General features: G+C 39.1%; 15 protein-coding genes. 9 read left to right on the top strand and 6 right to left on the bottom strand.

From position 1 onward, the window contains the following. Positions 1 to 63: 63 nt before the first annotated feature. Together rsmA and BFS05_RS02105 are read left to right on the top strand one after the other, a co-directional pair. Complete coding sequence (rsmA, locus tag BFS05_RS02110) at positions 64 to 975, top strand: 16S rRNA (adenine(1518)-N(6)/adenine(1519)-N(6))-dimethyltransferase RsmA (protein ID WP_103084402.1); 912 nt, start codon at positions 64 to 66, stop codon at positions 973 to 975. A gap of 171 nt (positions 976 to 1146) precedes the next feature. Then, positions 1147 to 1782: a LytR C-terminal domain-containing protein gene (locus BFS05_RS02105; RefSeq protein WP_103084401.1), complete on the top strand. Its 636-nt coding sequence runs from the start codon at positions 1147 to 1149 to the stop codon at positions 1780 to 1782. Positions 1783 to 2476: 694 nt separating this feature from the next. Here BFS05_RS02105 and BFS05_RS02095 read toward each other — a convergent pair. Next, complete coding sequence (locus BFS05_RS02095) at positions 2477 to 3907, bottom strand: CCA tRNA nucleotidyltransferase (protein WP_103084400.1); 1431 nt, start codon at positions 3905 to 3907, stop codon at positions 2477 to 2479. A gap of 88 nt (positions 3908 to 3995) precedes the next feature. On the opposite strand from BFS05_RS02095, the gene BFS05_RS02090 reads away from it, so the two are divergent. The 5 genes from BFS05_RS02090 to trxB all read left to right on the top strand — a co-directional run bounded on the left by BFS05_RS02090 (position 3996) and on the right by trxB (position 13372). Further along, positions 3996 to 4772, top strand: coding sequence for an NUDIX hydrolase (locus tag BFS05_RS02090; protein ID WP_180978579.1), 777 nt, complete (start codon positions 3996 to 3998; stop codon positions 4770 to 4772). Then, on the top strand, positions 4756 to 7620 hold the full coding sequence (locus BFS05_RS06770; protein ID WP_180978563.1) for a DUF6049 family protein: 2865 nt from the start codon (positions 4756 to 4758) through the stop codon (positions 7618 to 7620). Before BFS05_RS02090 ends, BFS05_RS06770 begins: the two co-directional genes overlap by 17 nt. Continuing rightward, a complete protein-coding gene (gene murJ / locus BFS05_RS02080) occupies positions 7617 to 9395 on the top strand; it encodes a murein biosynthesis integral membrane protein MurJ (RefSeq protein ID WP_103084399.1) in 1779 nt (592 codons plus the stop codon). Before BFS05_RS06770 ends, murJ begins: the two co-directional genes overlap by 4 nt. Positions 9396 to 9553: 158 nt before the next feature. Further along, positions 9554 to 12292, top strand: a complete 2739-nt coding sequence (locus BFS05_RS02075; protein WP_103084398.1) for a protein kinase family protein — start codon at positions 9554 to 9556, stop codon at positions 12290 to 12292. 135 nt (positions 12293 to 12427) lie between these two features. Next, a complete protein-coding gene (gene trxB / locus BFS05_RS02070) occupies positions 12428 to 13372 on the top strand; it encodes a thioredoxin-disulfide reductase (RefSeq protein ID WP_103084597.1) in 945 nt (314 codons plus the stop codon). A gap of 467 nt (positions 13373 to 13839) precedes the next feature. On the opposite strand, the gene BFS05_RS02065 is transcribed toward trxB, so the two are convergent. From BFS05_RS02065 to BFS05_RS02055, 3 genes are all read right to left on the bottom strand, one after another. Next, positions 13840 to 15315, bottom strand: a complete 1476-nt coding sequence (locus BFS05_RS02065; RefSeq protein WP_103084397.1) for a ParB/RepB/Spo0J family partition protein — start codon at positions 15313 to 15315, stop codon at positions 13840 to 13842. Continuing rightward, positions 15312 to 16268, bottom strand: coding sequence for a ParA family protein (locus BFS05_RS02060; protein ID WP_103084396.1), 957 nt, complete (start codon positions 16266 to 16268; stop codon positions 15312 to 15314). The genes BFS05_RS02065 and BFS05_RS02060 overlap by 4 nt, the downstream gene beginning before the upstream one ends. 241 nt (positions 16269 to 16509) lie before the next feature. Further along, positions 16510 to 17637, bottom strand: a complete 1128-nt coding sequence (locus BFS05_RS02055; protein ID WP_103084395.1) for a hypothetical protein — start codon at positions 17635 to 17637, stop codon at positions 16510 to 16512. A 154-nt stretch (positions 17638 to 17791) separates the two neighbouring features. On the opposite strand from BFS05_RS02055, the gene BFS05_RS02050 reads away from it, so the two are divergent. Together BFS05_RS02050 and BFS05_RS02045 are read left to right on the top strand one after the other, a co-directional pair. Then, positions 17792 to 18259, top strand: coding sequence for a type II toxin-antitoxin system RelE/ParE family toxin (locus tag BFS05_RS02050; protein ID WP_258004190.1), 468 nt, complete (start codon positions 17792 to 17794; stop codon positions 18257 to 18259). Then, on the top strand, positions 18259 to 18591 hold the full coding sequence (locus BFS05_RS02045; RefSeq protein WP_219726415.1) for a helix-turn-helix domain-containing protein: 333 nt from the start codon (positions 18259 to 18261) through the stop codon (positions 18589 to 18591). Before BFS05_RS02050 ends, BFS05_RS02045 begins: the two co-directional genes overlap by 1 nt. Before the next feature lie 446 nt (positions 18592 to 19037). Here the strand turns inward: BFS05_RS02045 and rsmG are convergent, their stop codons facing one another. Then, complete coding sequence (gene rsmG, locus BFS05_RS02040) at positions 19038 to 19859, bottom strand: 16S rRNA (guanine(527)-N(7))-methyltransferase RsmG (RefSeq protein ID WP_103084394.1); 822 nt, start codon at positions 19857 to 19859, stop codon at positions 19038 to 19040. 125 nt (positions 19860 to 19984) lie between these two features. Then, positions 19985 to 20536: a Jag family protein gene (locus BFS05_RS02035; protein ID WP_103084393.1), complete on the bottom strand. Its 552-nt coding sequence runs from the start codon at positions 20534 to 20536 to the stop codon at positions 19985 to 19987. Positions 20537 to 20607: the final 71 nt, after the last annotated feature.

The following is a 20607-nucleotide window of genomic DNA, read 5'->3' as shown; positions in this document are numbered from 1 at the left end:
GCAAAATAAAAAATCTAATAGTTTTTAAATATAAATTGGACGACATTAATTTGATTACATTAACTGGACGGTATTAAATTGACACAATTCAACGATGCGAACGAAGGACAACTACTCGGAGCAGCTGATATAAGAAGAATCGCAGCTGAAGAGGGTATTACTCCAACTAAAAAATTTGGACAAAACTTCGTTATCGACCCTGGTACTGTAAGAAAAATCGTCCATATTTCAGGCATTACCGAAAAAGACACAGTTCTTGAAGTTGGACCTGGTTTAGGCTCCCTTTCACTGGCTATTTTGCAAACTGGAGCAAATCTTACAGCCGTAGAAATCGACCCACCTTTAGCAAAAAGATTACCTAATACAGTTGCAGAATTTATGCCTCAGGCAACTAATAGATTTACTGTGCTATTAAAAGATGCTCTTGAAGTAACGCCACAAGATTTGCCTGCCATTGCTAACGCTGAAACTGTTACTCTCGTAGCTAATCTCCCATATAACGTTGCAACACCGATTATTTTGACTTTATTGGAAAAGTTTAATAACTTGAAGCATTTCGTAGTAATGGTTCAAAAGGAAGTTGCAGACAGATTATGCGCGCAACCTGGAAACAAAGTTTATGGAACCCCAAGCGTAAAACTCGCTTGGTACGGTAATGCAGAAAAAGCTGGCGTTATAGGACGAAACGTATTCTGGCCTGCACCGAATGTTGACTCTGCTTTAGTGTCATTCACTCGATACTGCGATAATAAGGGGAGCGAAGACGAAAGAAAAAACGTTTTTGCACTTGTAGACGCAGCATTCCAGCAGCGTAGGAAGACTCTAAATGCCGCTCTAAAAAATCGCGTGCCTCAATCTGCTTATGAAATTGCGAAAATAGATCCGACTCGGCGAGGGGAAACACTTACGTGCGACGAATTTTTTGCTCTTGCAAAAGCAGCAAGTTATACTCAAGTAGCTCTAGGTCATGCATAGTAAGTAAAATGCGGGTAAAGTGATGTGTTTTGCTCATGACTTAAATAACTTAAAAGTATTTCGCAACTGTTGAAATTCAATAACGGAATATATAAGCCAATATGAGCAATACACGAGCATTGAATATATTAGATATAGCAGAAACATTTATACGGATAGATTTGGAGTATCATGGCGCAAAATTACGATGAGCGCATTGCTCGCAAAGAGTTCATGTATCAGAAGACTAAATCCGTAATGTTTACTGTTGGAATTGTTCTAATTGTAGCTACATTCATATCTTTTCTGATTCAGTTTCATATTTTTGGATTAAACGCTCCAAAAGCTAAAAACGATAATCAAAATTATGGCTTCATTGCCCCATGCCCAGTGAGAAGTAAGAATGGGGATAAGATTTCTTATCTAGATTCGCGTATAGTGCGAATTCGCGTGCTAAATGGCACTAAGTTCAGAGGCTTTGCAAGCGCTGTCGGTGAGGCTTTACGACTTCGCGGTTTTAATTTGATTGAAATCGGCAATAACAATACTCAAGGCGTAAAGCGAACAACAATCTACTTTGGGAAAAAAGCTGTAAATGACGCTTATACGTTGAGCAGTAATTTTAACAATGTTATTTTGCGCATGGATGATCGCGAAGATGACCTTGTTGACGTTGTACTTGGATCAGATTTTAGGAATTTGCGACCAAAGGCGGATGTTCCTCCAGCTGGCGCAGAAATAGTGCCTATCTCTAATTGCAAGGATGCAGATTCAATTACAAATTTGCCTAAAGCCGCAAAACACAAAGTCGACAATAAAGATAGATAAACACTACATAAGCGCATAAGCATGCGCGTAGACTTACCTATTTTATAAGATTTTCCTAACAAATGGTGCTGAGCTCTCGGAGTTTCTCTCATCGCAAGATTTTTACATTGCTCTAAGAGAAACTTCGACAGCTCTTGGCATGTTTGGTCTTTTAATCTTCGGTTAATCACCGAGATTTTTCGATTTTTCTTCTTCGCTCAATGAATCACCACTTCGTGCTGCGAATCGACTTGCATGAGCGCTTAAAGCGTAGCGCGCGAATGCACTTCGATGAGTGAGCTTGCTCAAAGTTGAAAGTCCAGTGGACTTTCAACGCAAGCGAAGACGTGAGCGCGCTGTAACGCGCGAGCGATACATTTCGCTCTGGGCGAAAAATCTTAAATCTCTGCCTACGACATGCGCGCTTTAAGCCCCTTCGATTCGCCAGATACTAGTGAGGGATAAGGATTGCTTGGTCGAGCAATATAAGAGTGGAGCGATTCTAAATAAATTCCCACATAATCCAATCCTATTGGGAATCAAAACTTAACTAAGAATCCAAACACTAGTAGCACAAGCATAAAAACCATGTACTGTACGAGAGCGTAACGTCTGCGAGACAAGTAATCCTTATTCCTCACCGCCAGAGTCATGCCTCGCTTGCGTTGAAAGCGCACTATGCAGCTATAGGCGCTCGAGCAGGTCGTCGCGATAACTACTTACCTAAATACTCGTCGTTGTACCATCGTAACAATTCTTGAACAGCAACATCATGTTCAACAGGACCATTATCTAAACGGTAATTAAGCATATGCTTATAAGCGGATCCAACCACAGGCCCCGGATTTACGTTAAGCAAAGTCATGATTTCATTGCCATCTAAATCTGGACGAATAGAGTTTAAATCTTCTTGAGCTTTTAGTTGTCGCACGCGATCTTCCATCTCATCCATGGCATGCTCAAACATCAAAGACTTACGACGATTCTGAGTAGTAGCATCCGCTCTAGTTAAACGATTTAATCGTTCATATAAATGGCCGGAATCTTTAACGTATCTTCTTACGGCAGAATCAGTCCAAGGCTCATCAACATAACCGTGGAATCGCAAATGAAGATTCACTAGCTCGCTTACATCTTCAATAAGATGATGATCGCAATGCAAGGCTTTCAAACGCTTGGCTGTCATTTTTGCGCCGACTACATCATGATGGTGGAAGCTTACTTTCCCTCCGTCTTCAAACTTGCGTGTACGCGGCTTGCCGATATCGTGCATAAGCGCTGCTAAGCGTAGTGTTAAATCTGGTCGAGGAACAGCTCCATCTTCATCAGTTTCCAATGCAATAGCGCGTTCGAGAACCATCATCGTATGTTCGAAAACATCTTTATGCCTATGATGTTCGTCTATTTCTAAACGCAAAGCTGGAATTTCTGGCAAAACATATTCTGCAAGACCTGAATCAACAAAAGCTTCTATGCCTTTACGAGGACGATCCGATAGTAGCATTTTAGTTAACTCATCGCGAATACGTTCGGCTGAAACAATATTTAATCGGCTACCCATTTCAAGAATGGCTTCAGCGGTACTAGCTTCAATCGTAAAACCGAGTTGAGCGACGAATCTTACAGCACGCATCATTCTTAGTGGATCGTCGTCAAACGATTGACGAGGGTCTACAGGAGTTCTTAATACACCTTTAGCTAAATCATTTGCTCCACCAAATGGATCTATAAATTCCATATCTGGCACACGCAAAGCCATTGCGTTAACAGTAAAATCTCGCCTAGAAAGATCCCCTTCTAAAGTATCTCCATAGTGAACTTCTGGTTTACGTGAATCCTCATCGTAAACATCTGAACGATATGTTGTAATTTCTACTTTTACTTCTGTACCATCTTTACGTCGTCTAACAGCACCTAAAGTGCCAAATTTTCGCCCCATATCCCAAAAGCCATCGTGACCCCAAGATCTGAGAATAGGCTCAAATTCCTCTGGTTTAGCAGAAGTACAAAAATCAAGATCATGCGACACTCTGTGAAGAAGCATGTCTCTGACAGGCCCACCTACTAATGCAAGCTCATAATTATGTTCGGCAAATAAACGTCCTAATTCTATGGCTTCAGGCCAAACTTCAAAGTTTCCAGACACGCTTAGCGACACCCTTTCAGCATTCAAACAAACTACATTCCAGCATACCGTTACCCCAATGCACAGCGGATTGAGTATGGTTGAGAGTATGGTTACTCCCGCAGATTTGAAACGCATGCTCGCCAAGAGCGCGGGTAACCATGCTCAAAAACCTAAAAAACAGTCTGTAACACCTCTGGATGTAGCGAAATCGCTATACTTGCAACAGCAGAAAATTATAGATGAAGACTCGTCTATTTTCATTGATATACCAGTATTTTCAGCAGGTGAAGACATAGAAGAAAATGTGATTCGAGTTGAAGAATCTTTGCTGCGTGAAGAAATTTCTTTCACTCCTTCTCCAGCATTGATGCCTCAAAGAAGAAGCTCGGAAATACCAAAAACTTTTGCTTCTTTAGACTCACAAGAATTACCAATTGTGAGAGAATATTCAGCCGGAGGTCTTGTTTTTGACTCACTCGGGCGTGTCGCGATTATTGCACGACATTCCAGAAGCGGACACCTAGAATGGTGTCTTCCAAAAGGTCATATAGAGAAGGGCGAAACACCTCAACAAACAGCTGTTCGTGAAATACGCGAAGAAACAGGTATATTAGGCGAGATTGTTGATTCAATAGCCACTATTGATTATTGGTTTACTGGCACAAGTCAGAGAGTACATAAATTAGTGCATCATTTTGCTTTGCGATATTTAAGTGGGGAAATATCTGTACTTGGCGATCCGGATCATGAAGCTGAAGAAGCTCGTTGGGTTGATTTTTCCGAGCTTAATAATATTCTTAGTTATCCAAACGAACGCAAAATAGCGTGGCTTTATGCTAGAAAGTCGAATAGGCGGTCTAACAGATATGAAAATTGCGAATAAACAATCAACATCACTCATCAAACGATTGGGCGATATTGCTTGCGCTATTATATTGTGCCTCGCTTTATGCGTAGTTAGCATAGCAGATTGCCAACTTTTCAATCATGTTTTTAATCCGAATCGTAATGCTATAGCCGCTGAATCAAATAGTAGTAGTAATGGCAATGACGCTAACAGTAATACAAGCAATAATGGCAGCGGAAGCGATAGCAAAGTCGGCAATAGCGCCAAAGATAGCGCAAACGATAGTGCAAGCGATAGCACAAACAAAAACGACAATAACAGCTCTAATAACAGCGCCAACAACAGTAAAAAATCGAATATTAACTCTTTTAGAGCCAAACACAAAACTAATACCTTTAAACGCACAAATCTGCTAAGTAAAGGTCTTTCTTTAAAAATTCTCCAAGCAACACCTGTAGTAACTGAAACAAGCGGATATCACTTATCTGTATCTCTTTATACTGCTAAAAATCAGACTCTTCCTAAGGGAACAGTAAATGTGTTCGTGAACCCATATCACACTTTTGTGTCTCGAACTGATATGCAAAAGTGGTCAGAAGGCCAATCTCGAATACCAACTATGCAGCTTTTAGGAACAGCATCTGTAAAAACTATGGCAGCTAATAGCTCGCGAACTATTAACGTTGACGTAAAATCAGACTCCGCTAATATTAAGGCGATACGCCATTGGGGACCAAAGCCGCTATTAATTACATATACTTCTGAAGATGGAAAGCACTATATTTCACTTACATCTTTCTTAACTAGATCAAACGATGGCTTACCAAATCCTAATACTCCGCCTATCGATATAACAGCTGTTATGCCAATTCTGGCAAATCCTCGCAAGTGGAAAGTAACTATTCCAGCACATAAATTAGAAGAAAACGTTGGAAATAGTCAAACTGAAAATAAAAATAAAGATACTAAAGATAACAAAGATACTAAAGATAACAAATCTAGCGATAACTCTAAAGAGAAAACTAAAGAAAAAGAAGATAGTTCAAAAGATAGCTCTGCAAATCATTCTGTATTCAACTTCCCTAGCGAAATAAAAGCAACACTTTCACTAGATCAAAGCGAAGATAAGCGAATTATTAAACAGGTAAATCTTGCGGTAAAACATAATAAATTACAGACGATAGCAGATCCTGAAACGCTAAAAATATCAAAGATCCTCTATACGCCAAACTTATTTATGCAGAAAGATGGATTTGATATAAGCTCTTACGCAGAAGATAATTATCCAAGCCTATATAAATCTGCTGGAATCGCGCCAGAAAAATGGTCAGCTAAAGAATCTTGCAAAATAGCTGGATCACTACAAGATTCACAAAAGAAATCTCATAACGAAATAAATTGCAAGGATCTCAAAACACCTGTTATCGCTTGGCAAACAAGTGGACAATGGACTCTTAACGCTTTAACGCAAGCTAAAATTAACGGATACAATACTGTTATTTCCACAAATGGATTTGACCCTAACGCAAATCGTTTTGCTATAAACACTGGCGTATACAAAATCCCAACTAACGCTGGAGAAATTAAGGTTCTTTCTTCACAAGAAGTTTTAACGCGATTAGCGAACGGTAAAGCAACAAACGAATTATCAACAGCTGAATCCACAGAAGCAGGACGAATTATTAGATTAGTCGCACAAAGCGCGTTTTATCAGATGGAACAGCCTTACGCATCGCGTCACTTACTAGTCACTTTTGATTCTGAAACTAGCAGCGATACGGTTGATGCAGTAATGAAAGCTCTGGAAAAATCGCCGTGGATTAATCTTCAGGATTTTGAATCTCTTACTTCATCTGAGCCATTTGAAAATAACGTTTTACGAAAGCTAGTTCCAGATAATAGTGGACTAAACTCTGAGGATACGCAATTAAGAAATAATAAGCTGCAGCAATTAACTAAAAATAGAGAAAAATTACTGAACTTTAATAACAATATTCTTGACGATAAAAAAATCAATAAAGAAAAAAGCGACGCTGGAGACGCCCAGGCTTTAGCAAAACAGCACGCAAAAATGGGTAATCTTAATAAAGCAATAAACTCAAAAACTTGGGGAAATCAACTTATTAATGCTTTTGACGAAATGGCATTAATAGAAATACTTTCTTATAGCGGAAAATCGCATTTTTCTGATAATCAATCAAAAGAAAATAAGAATAGTTCTGTACGAAAAGAATCTAAGCTTCCTGATAAAACCACAGAGAATAGCATTAGCGAAAACAACGAAGATAGCGAAGATAGTAAAAACGGCGAAAACGACGAAAACGACGAAAACGCAACTGCTAAAGATGCCAACAAAAACACTGATAAAAGTACAGACAAAGCAAACAAAAACCAAGCAGATAAAGAAAAGTCGAAACAAAACGACAACAGCAATCAAAACGAATTTACAACACGAACTCTTGTTAACAGCCTTGTATCAGGAATTCGTATTATTCCGCCTAAAAATATAACGGTCGTTAGCGAAACAGCATCTTTGCCTGTTGTTGTCAGCAACTCTCATCCTTATCCTATAAAAGTTTATGTAGCTGCTACAACGCAATCCATGGAAATTGTTTTAGCCAGAAAAACACTTGTTAGCGTGCCAGCCAATAGCGAAACTCAAGTAACTTTGCCTGTTCGAGTTACTACATCAACGCAAACTAAAGCGACATTAAGCTTAGAAGATAGACAACACGATACTTTTTCACAATCGCAATTCACCACTATTACAGGGACTCTACAGATTAGCGATAAAAGCGGTACGATTATTATAATGTTTGCTTTCGCTCTTGGAATATGGGGGCTTTGGAGGCAATTCCACCGTAAGAAGGATCCAAACGAATGAGCTCAGTAGGTCGAAATTCAGTTATTATGGCCAGTGGCACCGCAGCCTCGCGAGTTACGGGCCAAATTCGCACAATCTTACTTGCTGCAGCTTTAGGAACAACTGGCCTAGCAGCCAATGCTTATCAAGCCGGATCTATGATTCCGCAGCTTATTTACACTCTTGTTTCTGGAGGAATCTTCAACGCCGTTCTCGTACCTCAAATCGTACGAACTTTAGAGAAAAAAGATGCCAAAGATCGCCTTAACAAACTTATTACTTTCGCCATTATTCTTTTATTGTCTGTGACGATTATTATGGGCATTTCAACGCCTGTGTTAACTTGGCTTTACGCAGGTGGCAGTCCTGAAATGCTTGCCTTAACTAATGCTTTTACTTTGTGGTGCATACCACAAATATTCTTCTATGGCTTATACACAGTTTTAGGGCAGATTTTAGCAGCTAAAGGCAAATTTGCCATGTACGCTTGGAGCTCTGTAGCCGCAAATGTAGTAAGCTGCATTGGCTTTGCAACTTTTATTATCTTGTTTGGTAGAGCTACTACAAAACCTTTAAGTTTTTGGAACGGCGGCAGTATTTTACTAACAGCAGGATTTTGGACTTTAGGCGTTGCAGTACAAGCTTTACTACTTTTCATACCTTTAACAAAAGTAGGTATTGTTTACAAGCCTAGCTGGGGAATCAAAGGTATCGGATTGCGTTCTATGGGTCCTGTTGCTGCTTGGAGCGCAGGAATTGTTCTTATAACTCAGCTATCAGTTATGGCCACTACGCATATAATCACAAGCGCGCCTTTTGCTGCAAAAACTAGATTTGGGATTGATCAATTTTACGTAGCTAGTAATGCTACTTATCAAAATGCGTACACTATATACATCCTCCCGTATTCGCTTATAGCAGTATCAGTAGCTACAGCAATATTCCCTAAGATTTCACGCTCAATCGCAGAGCATAATATAGCTTTAGCAAGAAAAGATTTGAGTGAATCTTTAAGACATGTAAGTCTTCTTATGTGCTTCTTCTTGATTGCTTTTGTAACTATGCCGCTACCTCTTTCTTTAGCATTGTTGCCGTCTATAAATATTAACGAAGCGCATCTTATGGCACCTCCGCTAATGTTATTAGCTTTTAGTTTGCCTTTCGCGAGCGCATATCTAATTATTCAACGTACTTTCTACGCTTTTGAAGATGGAAAACGACCGTTTATTTTTGCTCTTGCTGGAGTAATAGTTGAGCTTTTAATACTTGTAGCATGCATACAGATATTCCCACCTATGAAATGGGTGGAAGTTTTAAGTTCGTCAGTTACGATTGAATTTCTTATTACATTCCCAGCACTTATATGGGTGCTTAGGAAACGTTTTAACAACGATTTAGATGATTCAAGACTGCTTACTGCACATATTAAAATCGCGATTGCTACTGTTGTTTCTATTGCCTTTACGATGCTAGTAAGAAAACCTGTTATGCATGCAATTAACATTGAATCTTCTCAGCTTCATGGAGCTTTAAGATGGATTCACGCGATTCTTATCTGCTTTATTTTAACCATTGCAATTCTTGTCTCTTACATTGGCGCTTTAATTGTTTTGAAGACTGAAGAGCTTACTGCAATATATAACTCTTTCATGCATAAAATATCTTCTAAAATTCCAGCTCTAGCTTCATTTGGATTTGTTAAGAAGAACGTTGAAACAAATAAAAACGTTGAAACAAAAGACAATAGCGATACGCCTCGTAAGCCGAGAATAATAAGATCGCATAGCTCAAAATAACTTAGATAATTTTAAAATCGGCAAAAATGTAATAAACACGCCACTAATAATATATTTGTTACAAAATCCACAAAAAGTATGATGCACTTATGGCACGTCACCACTAGAATATTGATATCGGCATATGTATTTTTTAAAACTAGGAAGATGAGCAATAGATGAAACCTTGTTTAGGAGATGTAGTTCTAAACCGTTACGCACTGATTTCTCCATTGCGTAATGACGAGGAACTTCAGGTTTGGCAGACAAGCGACAATATTTTAGCTCGCGATTGCCAGCTTTTCATCGTAAGAGACTCCAGATTCCTGCCTGAAATTAACACTATTTCTTCAACTCTTGCACTTGCTCGAAGCAGTAAATTCACTCAGGTTTTACAACTTCAACATATTGACGATGTTGCGATTATTATTACAGCTTTAGATTCTGGATTAAGCATAAGCGACTATCTTTCAGATAATTTCAAACAAAAGAAAAAAGTCCAATTAAATCCTTTAAGCTACGAAGCAATACGCACTATAGTTTCGGAAACCGCAAGTATTGTAAGCAAAATGATTGCTAATGGCATAACACATCATGCTATTTCTACTGACACAGTGAGGCTCACAGCACGCGGAATTGAGCTAGCAGATACTCCTGTTAGCCCTATGATTAAAGATGTAACTTTGCTACAAAATAAATCTGATTCTGCGGATGATAACAAGTCAAACAGCGCGGAAAATATACAAACTCCATCTCCTGAGTTTTATGAGCAAGTTGCAACGCGTCAATTAGCAGCACTTCTTTATGCACTTCTTACGCGCACAAAGTCACAAAATTTGCAAGATTTTTCCATGTCTCGCCTTCCTGAAAACATACCTTCCGAGTTTCGTATGATTTGCAAGCGAGGATTAGCGAAAGTTAACAATCAGAACAACAGCCAAGCGGATTCAAAAGTTATCCCAATGGCCTCAATAGCTGAACTTTCTGCATTGCTTGGCACATATACTCAGCTTCGCAATTTAAGCGCTCAAGACATTTTGTTACCAAGATTAGAAGGCGAAGCTTCAATTAATTCCGTAAAGCTAAAACCAAGCGACGAAAAAACTATTCTGCCTTTCCCTGAAGGTCTTTCACAAAACGAAGATGAACTTGATTCAGCATTAGAGCAAGCTGAAAATTCTGGATTGCTAAATGAAAATTTTGCAATTGAATCAATCGGATCTTATGAAAACGCTAAAGATATTCCTTCTATGCTTGTTAACTCAAATGATTCAGATAATAAATCTGACAGTAGCTCAAGCAAAGGGAATGCTGGAAAATCTTCATCGAAAAAAGGTTTCCTGGGCGTAAGTATTGCTAATGGTGTTAATAGCACAGCTTCTTCAGCTACATCTGCAAAAGCTTCAGAAATAGAGTCTGCTGCATCTGCATCTAACGCTGCTTCATCTATACACTCTGCTGCTGTATCCGCAGCTGGAACAGGTCTTAGAAAAGCAGGAAAAACTATTGGAACTTTATTCAGACGTAATTCTCATAAAAAGTCTGAAAAATCTTCTGATAATTTTGAAACACAAAATTCTTATGAAGTTGGAGTTGATACTACAAGCACTGGCAGTTTTGACGTAGATTTCCACGATATTGCAGCTGCAGAAATGGCTAGTATTTTGGCTCCTACAGAGTTAGATGCGGATGATTCCTTATTCCCTCTTTCTGAGCAAAGAACTCAAATTATAAAGGAAGATTACCGTAAATTAGCCAAGAAATCTTCTGAGACTGTTGACAATGAAAGTTCTGATTCTAACGCAGGTAATTCTTATAACGTCGAAAATCCTATAAATAAGAATTCAAATAATGGGGTCGATGAAAATAATTCTAACGATTCTAACTATTCTAATGATGCAAGTGCGTCTAGTGATTCAGGCAATTCAGGAAATTCAGGAAATTCAACTGAAGGCAACGAAAATACAGATTTAGATCATATTTCAACAGTTGCTTCTAATGTTTTTGATTTTTCAGATTTGCTCACTGAAAACGCTCGCCATACCGAACCTTTATCACGCGTAAATGCGCTTATCGGCGAAGAAACTGAACTGACAGGCAGAGTTCCTGTGGTCGACAATCAAAGTCATTTTATAGCTCCTGGAGAAGAGTCAGCTAGAGCTTTGCGAGAAGAATCTCTTGAAGATACGGATACGGATTTGCACACTGTTTCCTCGTTCTCATCCTTGCCTCCAAGCTTTGAGCCTCGCGAGCATACTGCAAGCTTAAACAAACAGAATCAACTTCGTAAAAACGCGAACGATATTGCTGACGCTAAGATTTTTGGTGGCTTATCTACTAAAGTCATAGCAATTGGCGCAATGGTCATAATTCTTGTTGCTGGCTCATTCTTAGCTTTACATGGATTATTAAACCATGGGGATTCTTCGTCTTCTTTCATAGACGCGAATCCTTGGGATAGTAAAAACATTAACAGCGTGCCTTTTGGCAGTCGCGGCATTTTGCCTGAAGAAAAAGCTAAAGGTCGTAAGGTTCCTGAAGGCCGCAAATACGCTAAAGCTGTACCAGCTCCTGCAATTCCTGTTAACAAAACGGCGTATGAAGTAGATATTCGTCAATTCTTAAACAGGCCTTCTAATATGGACGGCTACGGATATTACATGCATTTAACTCAGCCTCAACTGGCATATAAATTCGTTATTTCAATACGTTCTTCCGGAGGACGCGGATATCTCTTTGCTAATACTAAAGACGACCCAAATAGCGGTGATAAATTAGCAGAGTTCACTTTTGATGAAAGTGGTAAGACTGAAGTCAAGTTTACGCATCCTGTTAAGGCTCAGGACTTCTTGTTGTGGGTTCCTAGGGAAAGTATGCCAAATAATAGTTTGTATATTAATTATGCAAAGATTTACTAATAATGATTGATAATGCTTCATGAGGCTTTATAAGGCTTCATCTAAATGAAGATCTTAAACGAAAATCTTAAACGAAGCATTCAAACGAAGTATTTAAACAAAGCTCAGGCGCGTTTTAAAGATATGAGGGGATTTATGACAGATAAACCACGCAAGGCAATTATTATTGGTTCAGGTCCAGCCGGATATACTGCTGCAATTTATTTAGGGCGAGCAGGATACAATCCGCTAGTTATCGCAGGAGCGCTTACTCCAGGTGGACAATTAGTGAATACTACTGAAGTAGAAAATTATCCTGGATTCCCTGATGGAATTTTAGGGCCGGATCTTATGGACGCTATGCAAAAGCAGGCAGAAAAATTCGGCGCAGAAATCGTTTATGACGATGTTAAGGATGTTGATTTTAATAAGCCTATAAAAAGCGTTACAACCGGAGACGGAATGTTGTATGAAGCTCAGGCTGTAATCGTTTCTACAGGCTCACAGGTACGCAAATTGGGCGTGCCAGGAGAGCAGCAATACTCTGGCCGAGGGGTTTCTTACTGTGCTACATGCGATGGATTCTTCTTCCGCGGAAAACCGATTGTTGTTATTGGAGGCGGAGACAGCGCTTTTGAAGAAGCACAATTCCTCACTCGTTTTGGATCTTCCGTCACTATTATTCATCGCCGTAATGAATTCCGCGCATCTAAAATTATGGTTGATAGAGCTAAGGAAAACGAAAAAATTAATTTCGTTTTAGATAGCGTCGTTGAGTCTGTAAACGGCTCGGATACGGAAGCCAAATCAGTTACCGTGCGCAATGTGAAAACTAACGAAGTTAGTGAAATCGAAGCTGAAGGAATATTTGTTGCAATTGGTCATACTCCTTCTACTGAGTTTTTGCATGGATCTTTAGAGCTTAATTCAGATGGGACTATTGCTGTTCAAGGCACGTCTACTAAAACATCAATTCCTGGAGTTTTTGCTGCTGGAGATGTTGTAGATAGCGTATATCGTCAAGCTATTTCTGCAGCTGGGATGGGATGCCATGCAGCTCTTGATGCGCAGTCTTATTTAACAGAACTTGAGGAAAAATAATCTAAAAGGAGATTTTCTTAAGGACTAATCTAGTTAACTCAAGTTGGCTATAGTTAATTCGAGTTAACTAGACTTGCTTCGAATTACTCGGAGCTATTTAGAAAGGGAATTACAACATTTTAGTCGCGATTCCCTTTTTAAAAGCCTATGACTATTTTTACAAAATTCCTTATCTAGTGTTGCTGCGAATCGACCGAGCTTAAAGCGTAGCGCGCTTTAGGTTCCGTTTTAGTGTTGCTGAGTTGTCGGAGTTTCTCTCATCGCAAAATTTTTACATTGCTCTAAGAGAAACTTCGACAGCTCTTGGCATGTTTAGTCTTTTAATCTTTGGTTAATCACCGAGATTTTTCGATTTTTCTTGCTCTCTCGGCGAGTCACCATCTAGCGACGCTGAGGCTCGCCTCTTTCGCTGCGAAAAATCTCAAATCTCTGCCTAATCGGTAGCAAAGCATACTTTGTAAATCAAACTACTTATTTTCTTGCTTCAACATCAGCATATCTACTATTCGCTGCATATCCTCAGGAGACGAGAACACGATTTCAATATGGCCGTGTTTAGGTGTTCCCTTGATTGAAACCTTAGTAGAAAAATGCTCTTCTAGCTGATGGCGTATAGGAGATGAAGCCCACCTATCGTTCCGCTGCCTACGAGTAGGAGCAGATCTACGACCTGTTTCTACGCCTTTAAGAGACACGATTTCTTCAGTAGTTCTTACTGATAGCCCTTCGTTGATAATTCTTTGCGCTACTGCTTCCATTTCTTCAGCATTTTCCAAGCCTAGCAACGCTCGAGCGTGACCAGATGAAAGCAATCCTGAAGCAACTTGTTTTTGTACCGATAGAGGCAGATTAAGAAGTCGCAAAGTATTTGCAATCTGCGGTCTAGATTTAGATACAGACTGAGAAAGTTGAATCTGAGTTAATCCAAATTCATCAATCATTTGCGCATACGCTGCTGCTTCTTCTAGCGGATTCAAAGCAACTCTGTGTAAGTTTTCAAGTAATGCATCGCGCAACATGTGCTCATCGGACGTTGTTCTAACTATTGCAGGAACTACATCTAAACCTGCAAGTTGCGAAGCTCTCCAGCGTCGTTCACCCATTATTAATTCATAATGAGCAGAGCTATTGTTTTGCAGAGTGCTTTCGGAATTATTTTTATCGATTTTACGAACAACGATTGGCTGAAGAACTCCAACTTCTTTAATAGAAGCAGCAAGTTCTCTAAGTTCTTCTTCGTCAAAAATTAATCGCGGTTGTTGAGCATTTGGAACTATATCCGAAGGCTTAACATACTCTAAATATCCACCTTCAACAGGCTTTAATCCTTGATTTTCTGCGGTTTCTGTATTATTTTTATCTTCTAGCGAACCATTGTTATTATTGCTCGTTTCATGTGAAACACTCTTATTTTTATCACTTACAAATGTTCTTTCAGCAGAATCACCGAAGAAGAAATCAATAGGTCTTGTCACATCTTCTAAAGAGGGCATTGCAGATCTTTTATTATTCTTACCAGTTTTGAAACTTTTATTGTCATAAGATTTTGTTTCATGTGAAACTGTATTGTTGTTCTGAAGTTCATTATTATGTGGAGCAATAGCATGCGTAATACTAGGCACTTTAGTTTCATGTGAAACACTAGACCTGGAAAAATGATTTACACTTTTATCTTCATCTTGAGTATTTTCCTGCTTCTCTGCATTTTTGTTTTCAGGATTGTACTCGTCTTTATTTTCGTGCTCGCGACTATTTTCATCGCCATTAATTTTATCGCCATTATTTATTTCAGCAGATTTTGCAACAGATAACGATGAATTGCCATTTGTTTCACGAGAAACATTTTGATTATCTTCTTGAGGAGATACTAATTCCTCTTCACCTGGCAATGCTGGGAATAATGCGCCTAAGCCTTTACCTAAACGAGACTTCATTCCACTCATCGTTTGTTATTCTCCTCTTCTTTTGCAGCGATGACTGATAATACTGTTTCAGAACGACGCGCTATTTCTAACGCAGCCTCACGATATGAAACTGCACCTGTTCCACGTGAATCATATGTAATAACACTTTGTGCAAAACTTGGCGCTTCAGATATTTTTACAGTTCTCGGAATTGTTGTATTAAGAACAATATTTGGATAGTGATTTTTAACTTCTTGATAAACTTCACGGCCTAAAAGTGTACGCTTATCGAACATTGTTACAAGCATAGTTGAAACTACAAGAATAGGATTGTAATGTTTTTGCACTAATCCAATCGTGCGAATTAATTGACCTAATCCTTCCAAAGCATAATATTCTGCTTGAATTGGAATCAACATTTCTTGAGCAGCACACATAGCATTTATAACAAGCAATCCGAGAGACGGAGGGCAATCTATAAATACGTAATCGTAATGCTCTTCGCTATTATTCAAGAATTCATTCACAGCATTTTTAAGCAAATTATTGCGATCATCCATATCTGCAAGTTCTAATTCAGCACCGCTTAAATCAATTGAAGCTGGAACTACATCTACACCCTGAATATCTGGGCAAGTCTGCTTAACTTCACTTATTGTTTTACGGCCTTCAATAACATCGTATACAGATAAATCCCCTGAAAGATGAGGTATGTTGAATGCTGTAGACGCATTACCTTGAGGATCCATATCAATTACGAGTACACGTAATCCTCCGATTGCCATTGCTGCAGCAAGATTAACAGTAGAACTTGTTTTGCCAACTCCACCTTTTTGATTAGCTACTGCAATAAAACGTGTTCGCGCAGGATGCGGATATTCAACTCCTTCAAGTGCATGATATCGTGAAGCCACATCAGCTAATTCACTGCCGAGAGAAGATCCAGAATCTCCAAAAATACGTTTAATAGTTTCTTCTGCAGACTCTACCACTCCGTATCACCCCCACCCTCTTTTTTACAAGCACGTAGTGTCAAGTTTCTATTCTTCTATGGACATAAAACACATAAAAACTTCTTAGTTTCATGTGAAACATTTCAAATATGCATGCCTCTTACTAACTAAGCACTGAGATTTCATTACGCATAATTTGTTTATTAAAAAGTGCTATGTGCCCATTTCTGGACACATAGCACTGATGTATGCTTTATAAATGCTTGCTATAAGCAAACTCTTATAAATGCATCATCTCACGTTCTGGATTAAGGAACTTCGTGAACTTTACAGCCTTTAACAGTAAAGCTACGAGACATGGCAAAAACACCAACATAGGAATTGCAACAATAAAGGATTCAACTATATCTAATAGTAGCCTCAAGGTTGATGAGTCCCAAAAAGTAAGCCAATAATAAGTAGAAATAGCATTAGCAATGCAGAAAATTATAACTGATATGAAATTAACAAGCATATATTTTAAATCGTTTTCAGGCTTATATTTGGTTATAAGCCATTGCAATATTTCTACGGAAACAAAGAAAACAACAATAGTGGCGCATTCAAGCAAATATCCCAAAATCCATTTACTATTCCCAAAAGTATAACGATTAAAAAATAGTGTCAAGAATGCACTAGTAGCAACAACGAAGCCACCTGCAATAGTAAAGAATCTTTTACGTAAGACTTGAGCAAAACTAAGCAATATCACAAGCGGGAACATACGCTGCATATAAGATATAACATTTTCTAAAATATAAAACTCATCACGATACTTAACAATACTTCTAATTATTTGCGATATATTAAAAGAGAAATCGAAACCATACTCAGCAGAAAAAGTAAAAACAAATGCGAAAATCGCTGCTACAACAACAACTATAATTGCAGAAATAATTTCTTTAGCATTCCACCTAAAAGAAAACTTACGAGCCTGCTCTTCAATATAAGCAGGATTAAATCTACCATTCACATAACCAGCTCTAGCAGCAAAAGGTGCACCGCCATACTGAGGACGACCATACGGGCGACCCATAGGAGGCTGACAATACGGAGGCTGCTGACTCATACGCGGCTGGACAGGCTGACCATACGGCTGACTGTATGAGTATTGCTGAGCAAACTGCTGCTTACCAAACTGCGGTTGGCTCATCTGAGGCTGGGCATGCCTACCATATGACTGACCCATTTGCGGTTGAACTGGCTGACCATATGGATACTGCTGACCAGAAAACTGATGCTGAGAAGATTGATTCATAACATACTGATTCCCAGCAGAAGCACCACTACTGGAATTATTATTACCAGAAGTACCATTCATCTGATTTTTGCTCCGATAATCATCAATACCATTGTTGGCATCACTCATAGCAAACCTCCAAATCTAACACTCACTGTTAAAAATCTCTCTAATAAAACAGTCAGACGATAAAACAATCCAGCAAAACTGTCAGCTTATTATACCTCCATCAACAAATCAGCCGAACGGCTAAGTCGTAAGAAAACTACGCTTAAAGCGCGCAATGCTGCGCTTCAAGCAGGCCGTCGCGTTGGAGAGAGTGTCTCTAGTTGACATGTTTGACGATATATACACAAACGATTATGCTATATATAACATAAAAAGTTGGGGGTGCAGGGAATTGTTTGATGTGATTTTTTACACTGACGAGGATGGTGATAAGCCGGTACGTGAGTTTATTAAAAGTTTAGACGTTAAGTTGCGAGCGAAAGTGGTTTCGGATTTGCATCGTTTGGAGATGTTAGGAAGTGATGCAAGGGAGCCGCTTAGTAAACATGTTGGCAACCATATTTTTGAACTTCGCACTATTTTAGGTAGCAACATAGTGCGTATTTTATACTTTTTTGATGCGAATAAGATTATTGTTGCCACCAACGGATTTGTTAAAAAGCAGCAAAAAACTCCGCGTAGTGAAATATTGGTAGCTATGCAAAGAAGGGCTGAATATTTTAATAGAAAGATAGGCTTGTAATGAAAAAGCAAGAGTTGCAGGGAAAACAAGTAGAGCAGGGAAAACGAATGAATGATTTACATGAACTCACTGACGAGCTTATTAAGGATCCTGAATTTAAGAAAGAGTATGATGCGCTTCAGCCTGAAAGAGACCTGACTATGTCTCTTGTTATGGCCAGGAAAAAGGCTGGTTTGACTCAGGCTGAGTTGTCGGAGAAGACTGGCATAAGTCAGTCGGATATTAGCAGGTTGGAAAATGGCTCGAGGAATCCGACTATTGCGCTTTTGAATCGTATTGCGAATGCTTTGAATACAACTTGCAGGATTGAATTTGTTCCAAATACGCGCTGATGACGTGATTTCGCGTTTAGAGCGCAGCATTGTGCGTTTTAAGCTCCATTCTAGTGTTGCTGAGTTGTCGGAGTTTCTCTCATCGCAAGATTTTTACATTGCTCTAAGAGAAACTCCGACAGCTCTTGGCATGTTTAGTCTTTTAATCTTCGGCTAATCACCGAGATTTTTCAATTTTCCTTCTTCGCTCAATGAATCACCACTTCGTGCTGAGGTTCATTTCGCTCTGGGCGAAAAATCTCAAATCTCTGCCTAACTAATATCATTGTGAGCTTTAAGCGCTCAGGCAGGTCGTCGCGCTAGCAACCCTTATTCCTCACAGCCACATCCATACCCTCGCTTGCGTTGAAAGCGCACTGTGCTTTCAACTTTGAGCAAGCTCAGTCGATTCAAGCACCAACAAGTAGGAAGGTTCTGTAAATAAATCTATACGTTTATTCACAAAATTATGCTTTCTCAACTAGCACAACAGTTGTTGATTGCAATCCACGTGCAACAGGTGCTTCAACAACCTGAGGATTTACACCGCCTGCTTTGCGAATCATTTTAGAAGCTTTTTCGATCTCGAGTTTAGCGGATTTACCTTTAAGAGCAACCAGACTGCCATGCTGCTCTAAAAGTGGTATTGTCCATCCAGCTAACTTAGTCATAGGCGCTACAGCTCTGCATGTTACTGCAGCAAACGGCTTAATTTCATGCGATTTTACTTTAGCAATTACATCTTCAGAGCGACCGTGGAAAATAGTTACATTATCAAGTTGCATCAAAGAAACACACTCTTGCAACCATGCTACGCGCCTTTCCATTGGCTCGATTAATGTTATCTGAAAATCAGGCAAGCATGCTGCTAAAACTATGCCGGGGAAACCTCCGCCACTGCCAACATCAGCAATTGTTTTATTTTTACTTTTAGCTGTTACTTTGCGAATAAATGGAACTACGGCTGCAGAATTTAATATATGTCTTTCCCATAAAATACCCATATCGCGCGGGCCAACTAAACCTCGCAATAAACCTTCCTGAGAAAGTTTCACATGAAACAGTCTACATTTAGGAAGAGCTTCGCCAAGAACTTCTGACAATAATGGCGAAGATTCTAACTCGTCTATAACGTTTCCATCAATGCTATTTTCCGAGTTGCCTTCCGAATTGCATTCTGAATTGCCTTCAGAATTATTTTCCGAATTGCATTCCGAATTTTTAGCATTCGCAGAATCCACAGATTTTACTGAATCTCCGGAATTTTCTACAAGTGAAATATCTTCCATACTTACACGCACGCAACCTTAATATTTGCTTTAATATCAACAAAAGTCACATAACAAAACATTTTTGTTTCATTATGTAACTTTTATATGATTTGTTTTTATGATTTGTTTTATTTCAGAGATTTTTACTCGTCAACGTACACAACTTCATCATCTAAATCATCAGAAGATTCATCTTCAGACAAACTTGCAGGCAAGTAAACTGTCACATAACGATGAGGTTCTTCACCATGAGATCTAGAGCGTAATCCTTCATCTCGAACAGTGTCATGTATAACTTTGCGCTCAAACGAATTCATAGGACGCAAGCTAACAACTTCGCCTGTTTCACGAGCTTCATCAACAGCATCTAAGGCCATATCGCGCAAATGCTGACGCTTACGCTTTAAGAAACCATCAACATCTACAATTAAATGAGAGCGCTCACCTGTTTTCTGCTGAATAGCAAGCCTGCTTAATTGCTGTAATGCGTCAACAACTTCACCATTACGGCCAATTAAATTCTTAATATCCGTATCATCATCAGCAACAATCTGAATCATTGGTCGATTATTGCGAACGCCCATCTCAATATCACCCTCATAATCAGCAATATCAAGCAAACCTTCCAAATAATCCGCTGCGATATCTGCTTCTTCGTTGAGCTGATCTACGGTTCTATCCTCTTCTTGTACCATGCTTACTCCTTATTGCAAGCGTTGCGCACTTATCTTATAAGTCTAACTAAAATGAAATCACAATATTACTT

This window comes from Gardnerella coleohominis (assembly GCF_002896555.1).
GTDB classification, from domain to species: Bacteria; Actinomycetota; Actinomycetes; order Actinomycetales; family Bifidobacteriaceae; genus Bifidobacterium; species Bifidobacterium vaginale_F.
Note: the sequence above shows the minus strand (reverse complement) of the source record. Positions and strands in the feature narration are given on the sequence as shown.

Excerpts from the sequence above, each read along its gene's own strand:
- BFS05_RS02105 (WP_103084401.1), top strand. The coding sequence starts at position 1,147 with ATGGCGCAAAATTACGATGAGCGCATTGCTCGCAAAGAGTTCATGTAT.
- BFS05_RS02090 (WP_180978579.1), top strand. The coding sequence starts at position 3,996 with ATGGTTACTCCCGCAGATTTGAAACGCATGCTCGCCAAGAGCGCGGGT.
- BFS05_RS06770 (WP_180978563.1), top strand. The coding sequence starts at position 4,756 with ATGAAAATTGCGAATAAACAATCAACATCACTCATCAAACGATTGGGC.
- murJ (WP_103084399.1), top strand. The coding sequence starts at position 7,617 with ATGAGCTCAGTAGGTCGAAATTCAGTTATTATGGCCAGTGGCACCGCA.
- BFS05_RS02075 (WP_103084398.1), top strand. The coding sequence starts at position 9,554 with ATGAAACCTTGTTTAGGAGATGTAGTTCTAAACCGTTACGCACTGATT.
- trxB (WP_103084597.1), top strand. The coding sequence starts at position 12,428 with ATGACAGATAAACCACGCAAGGCAATTATTATTGGTTCAGGTCCAGCC.
- BFS05_RS02065 (WP_103084397.1), bottom strand. The coding sequence starts at position 15,315 with ATGAGTGGAATGAAGTCTCGTTTAGGTAAAGGCTTAGGCGCATTATTC.
- BFS05_RS02055 (WP_103084395.1), bottom strand. The coding sequence starts at position 17,637 with ATGAGTGATGCCAACAATGGTATTGATGATTATCGGAGCAAAAATCAG.
- BFS05_RS02050 (WP_258004190.1), top strand. The coding sequence starts at position 17,792 with ATGCTGCGCTTCAAGCAGGCCGTCGCGTTGGAGAGAGTGTCTCTAGTT.
- BFS05_RS02045 (WP_219726415.1), top strand. The coding sequence starts at position 18,259 with ATGAAAAAGCAAGAGTTGCAGGGAAAACAAGTAGAGCAGGGAAAACGA.
- rsmG (WP_103084394.1), bottom strand. The coding sequence starts at position 19,859 with ATGGAAGATATTTCACTTGTAGAAAATTCCGGAGATTCAGTAAAATCT.
- BFS05_RS02035 (WP_103084393.1), bottom strand. The coding sequence starts at position 20,536 with ATGGTACAAGAAGAGGATAGAACCGTAGATCAGCTCAACGAAGAAGCA.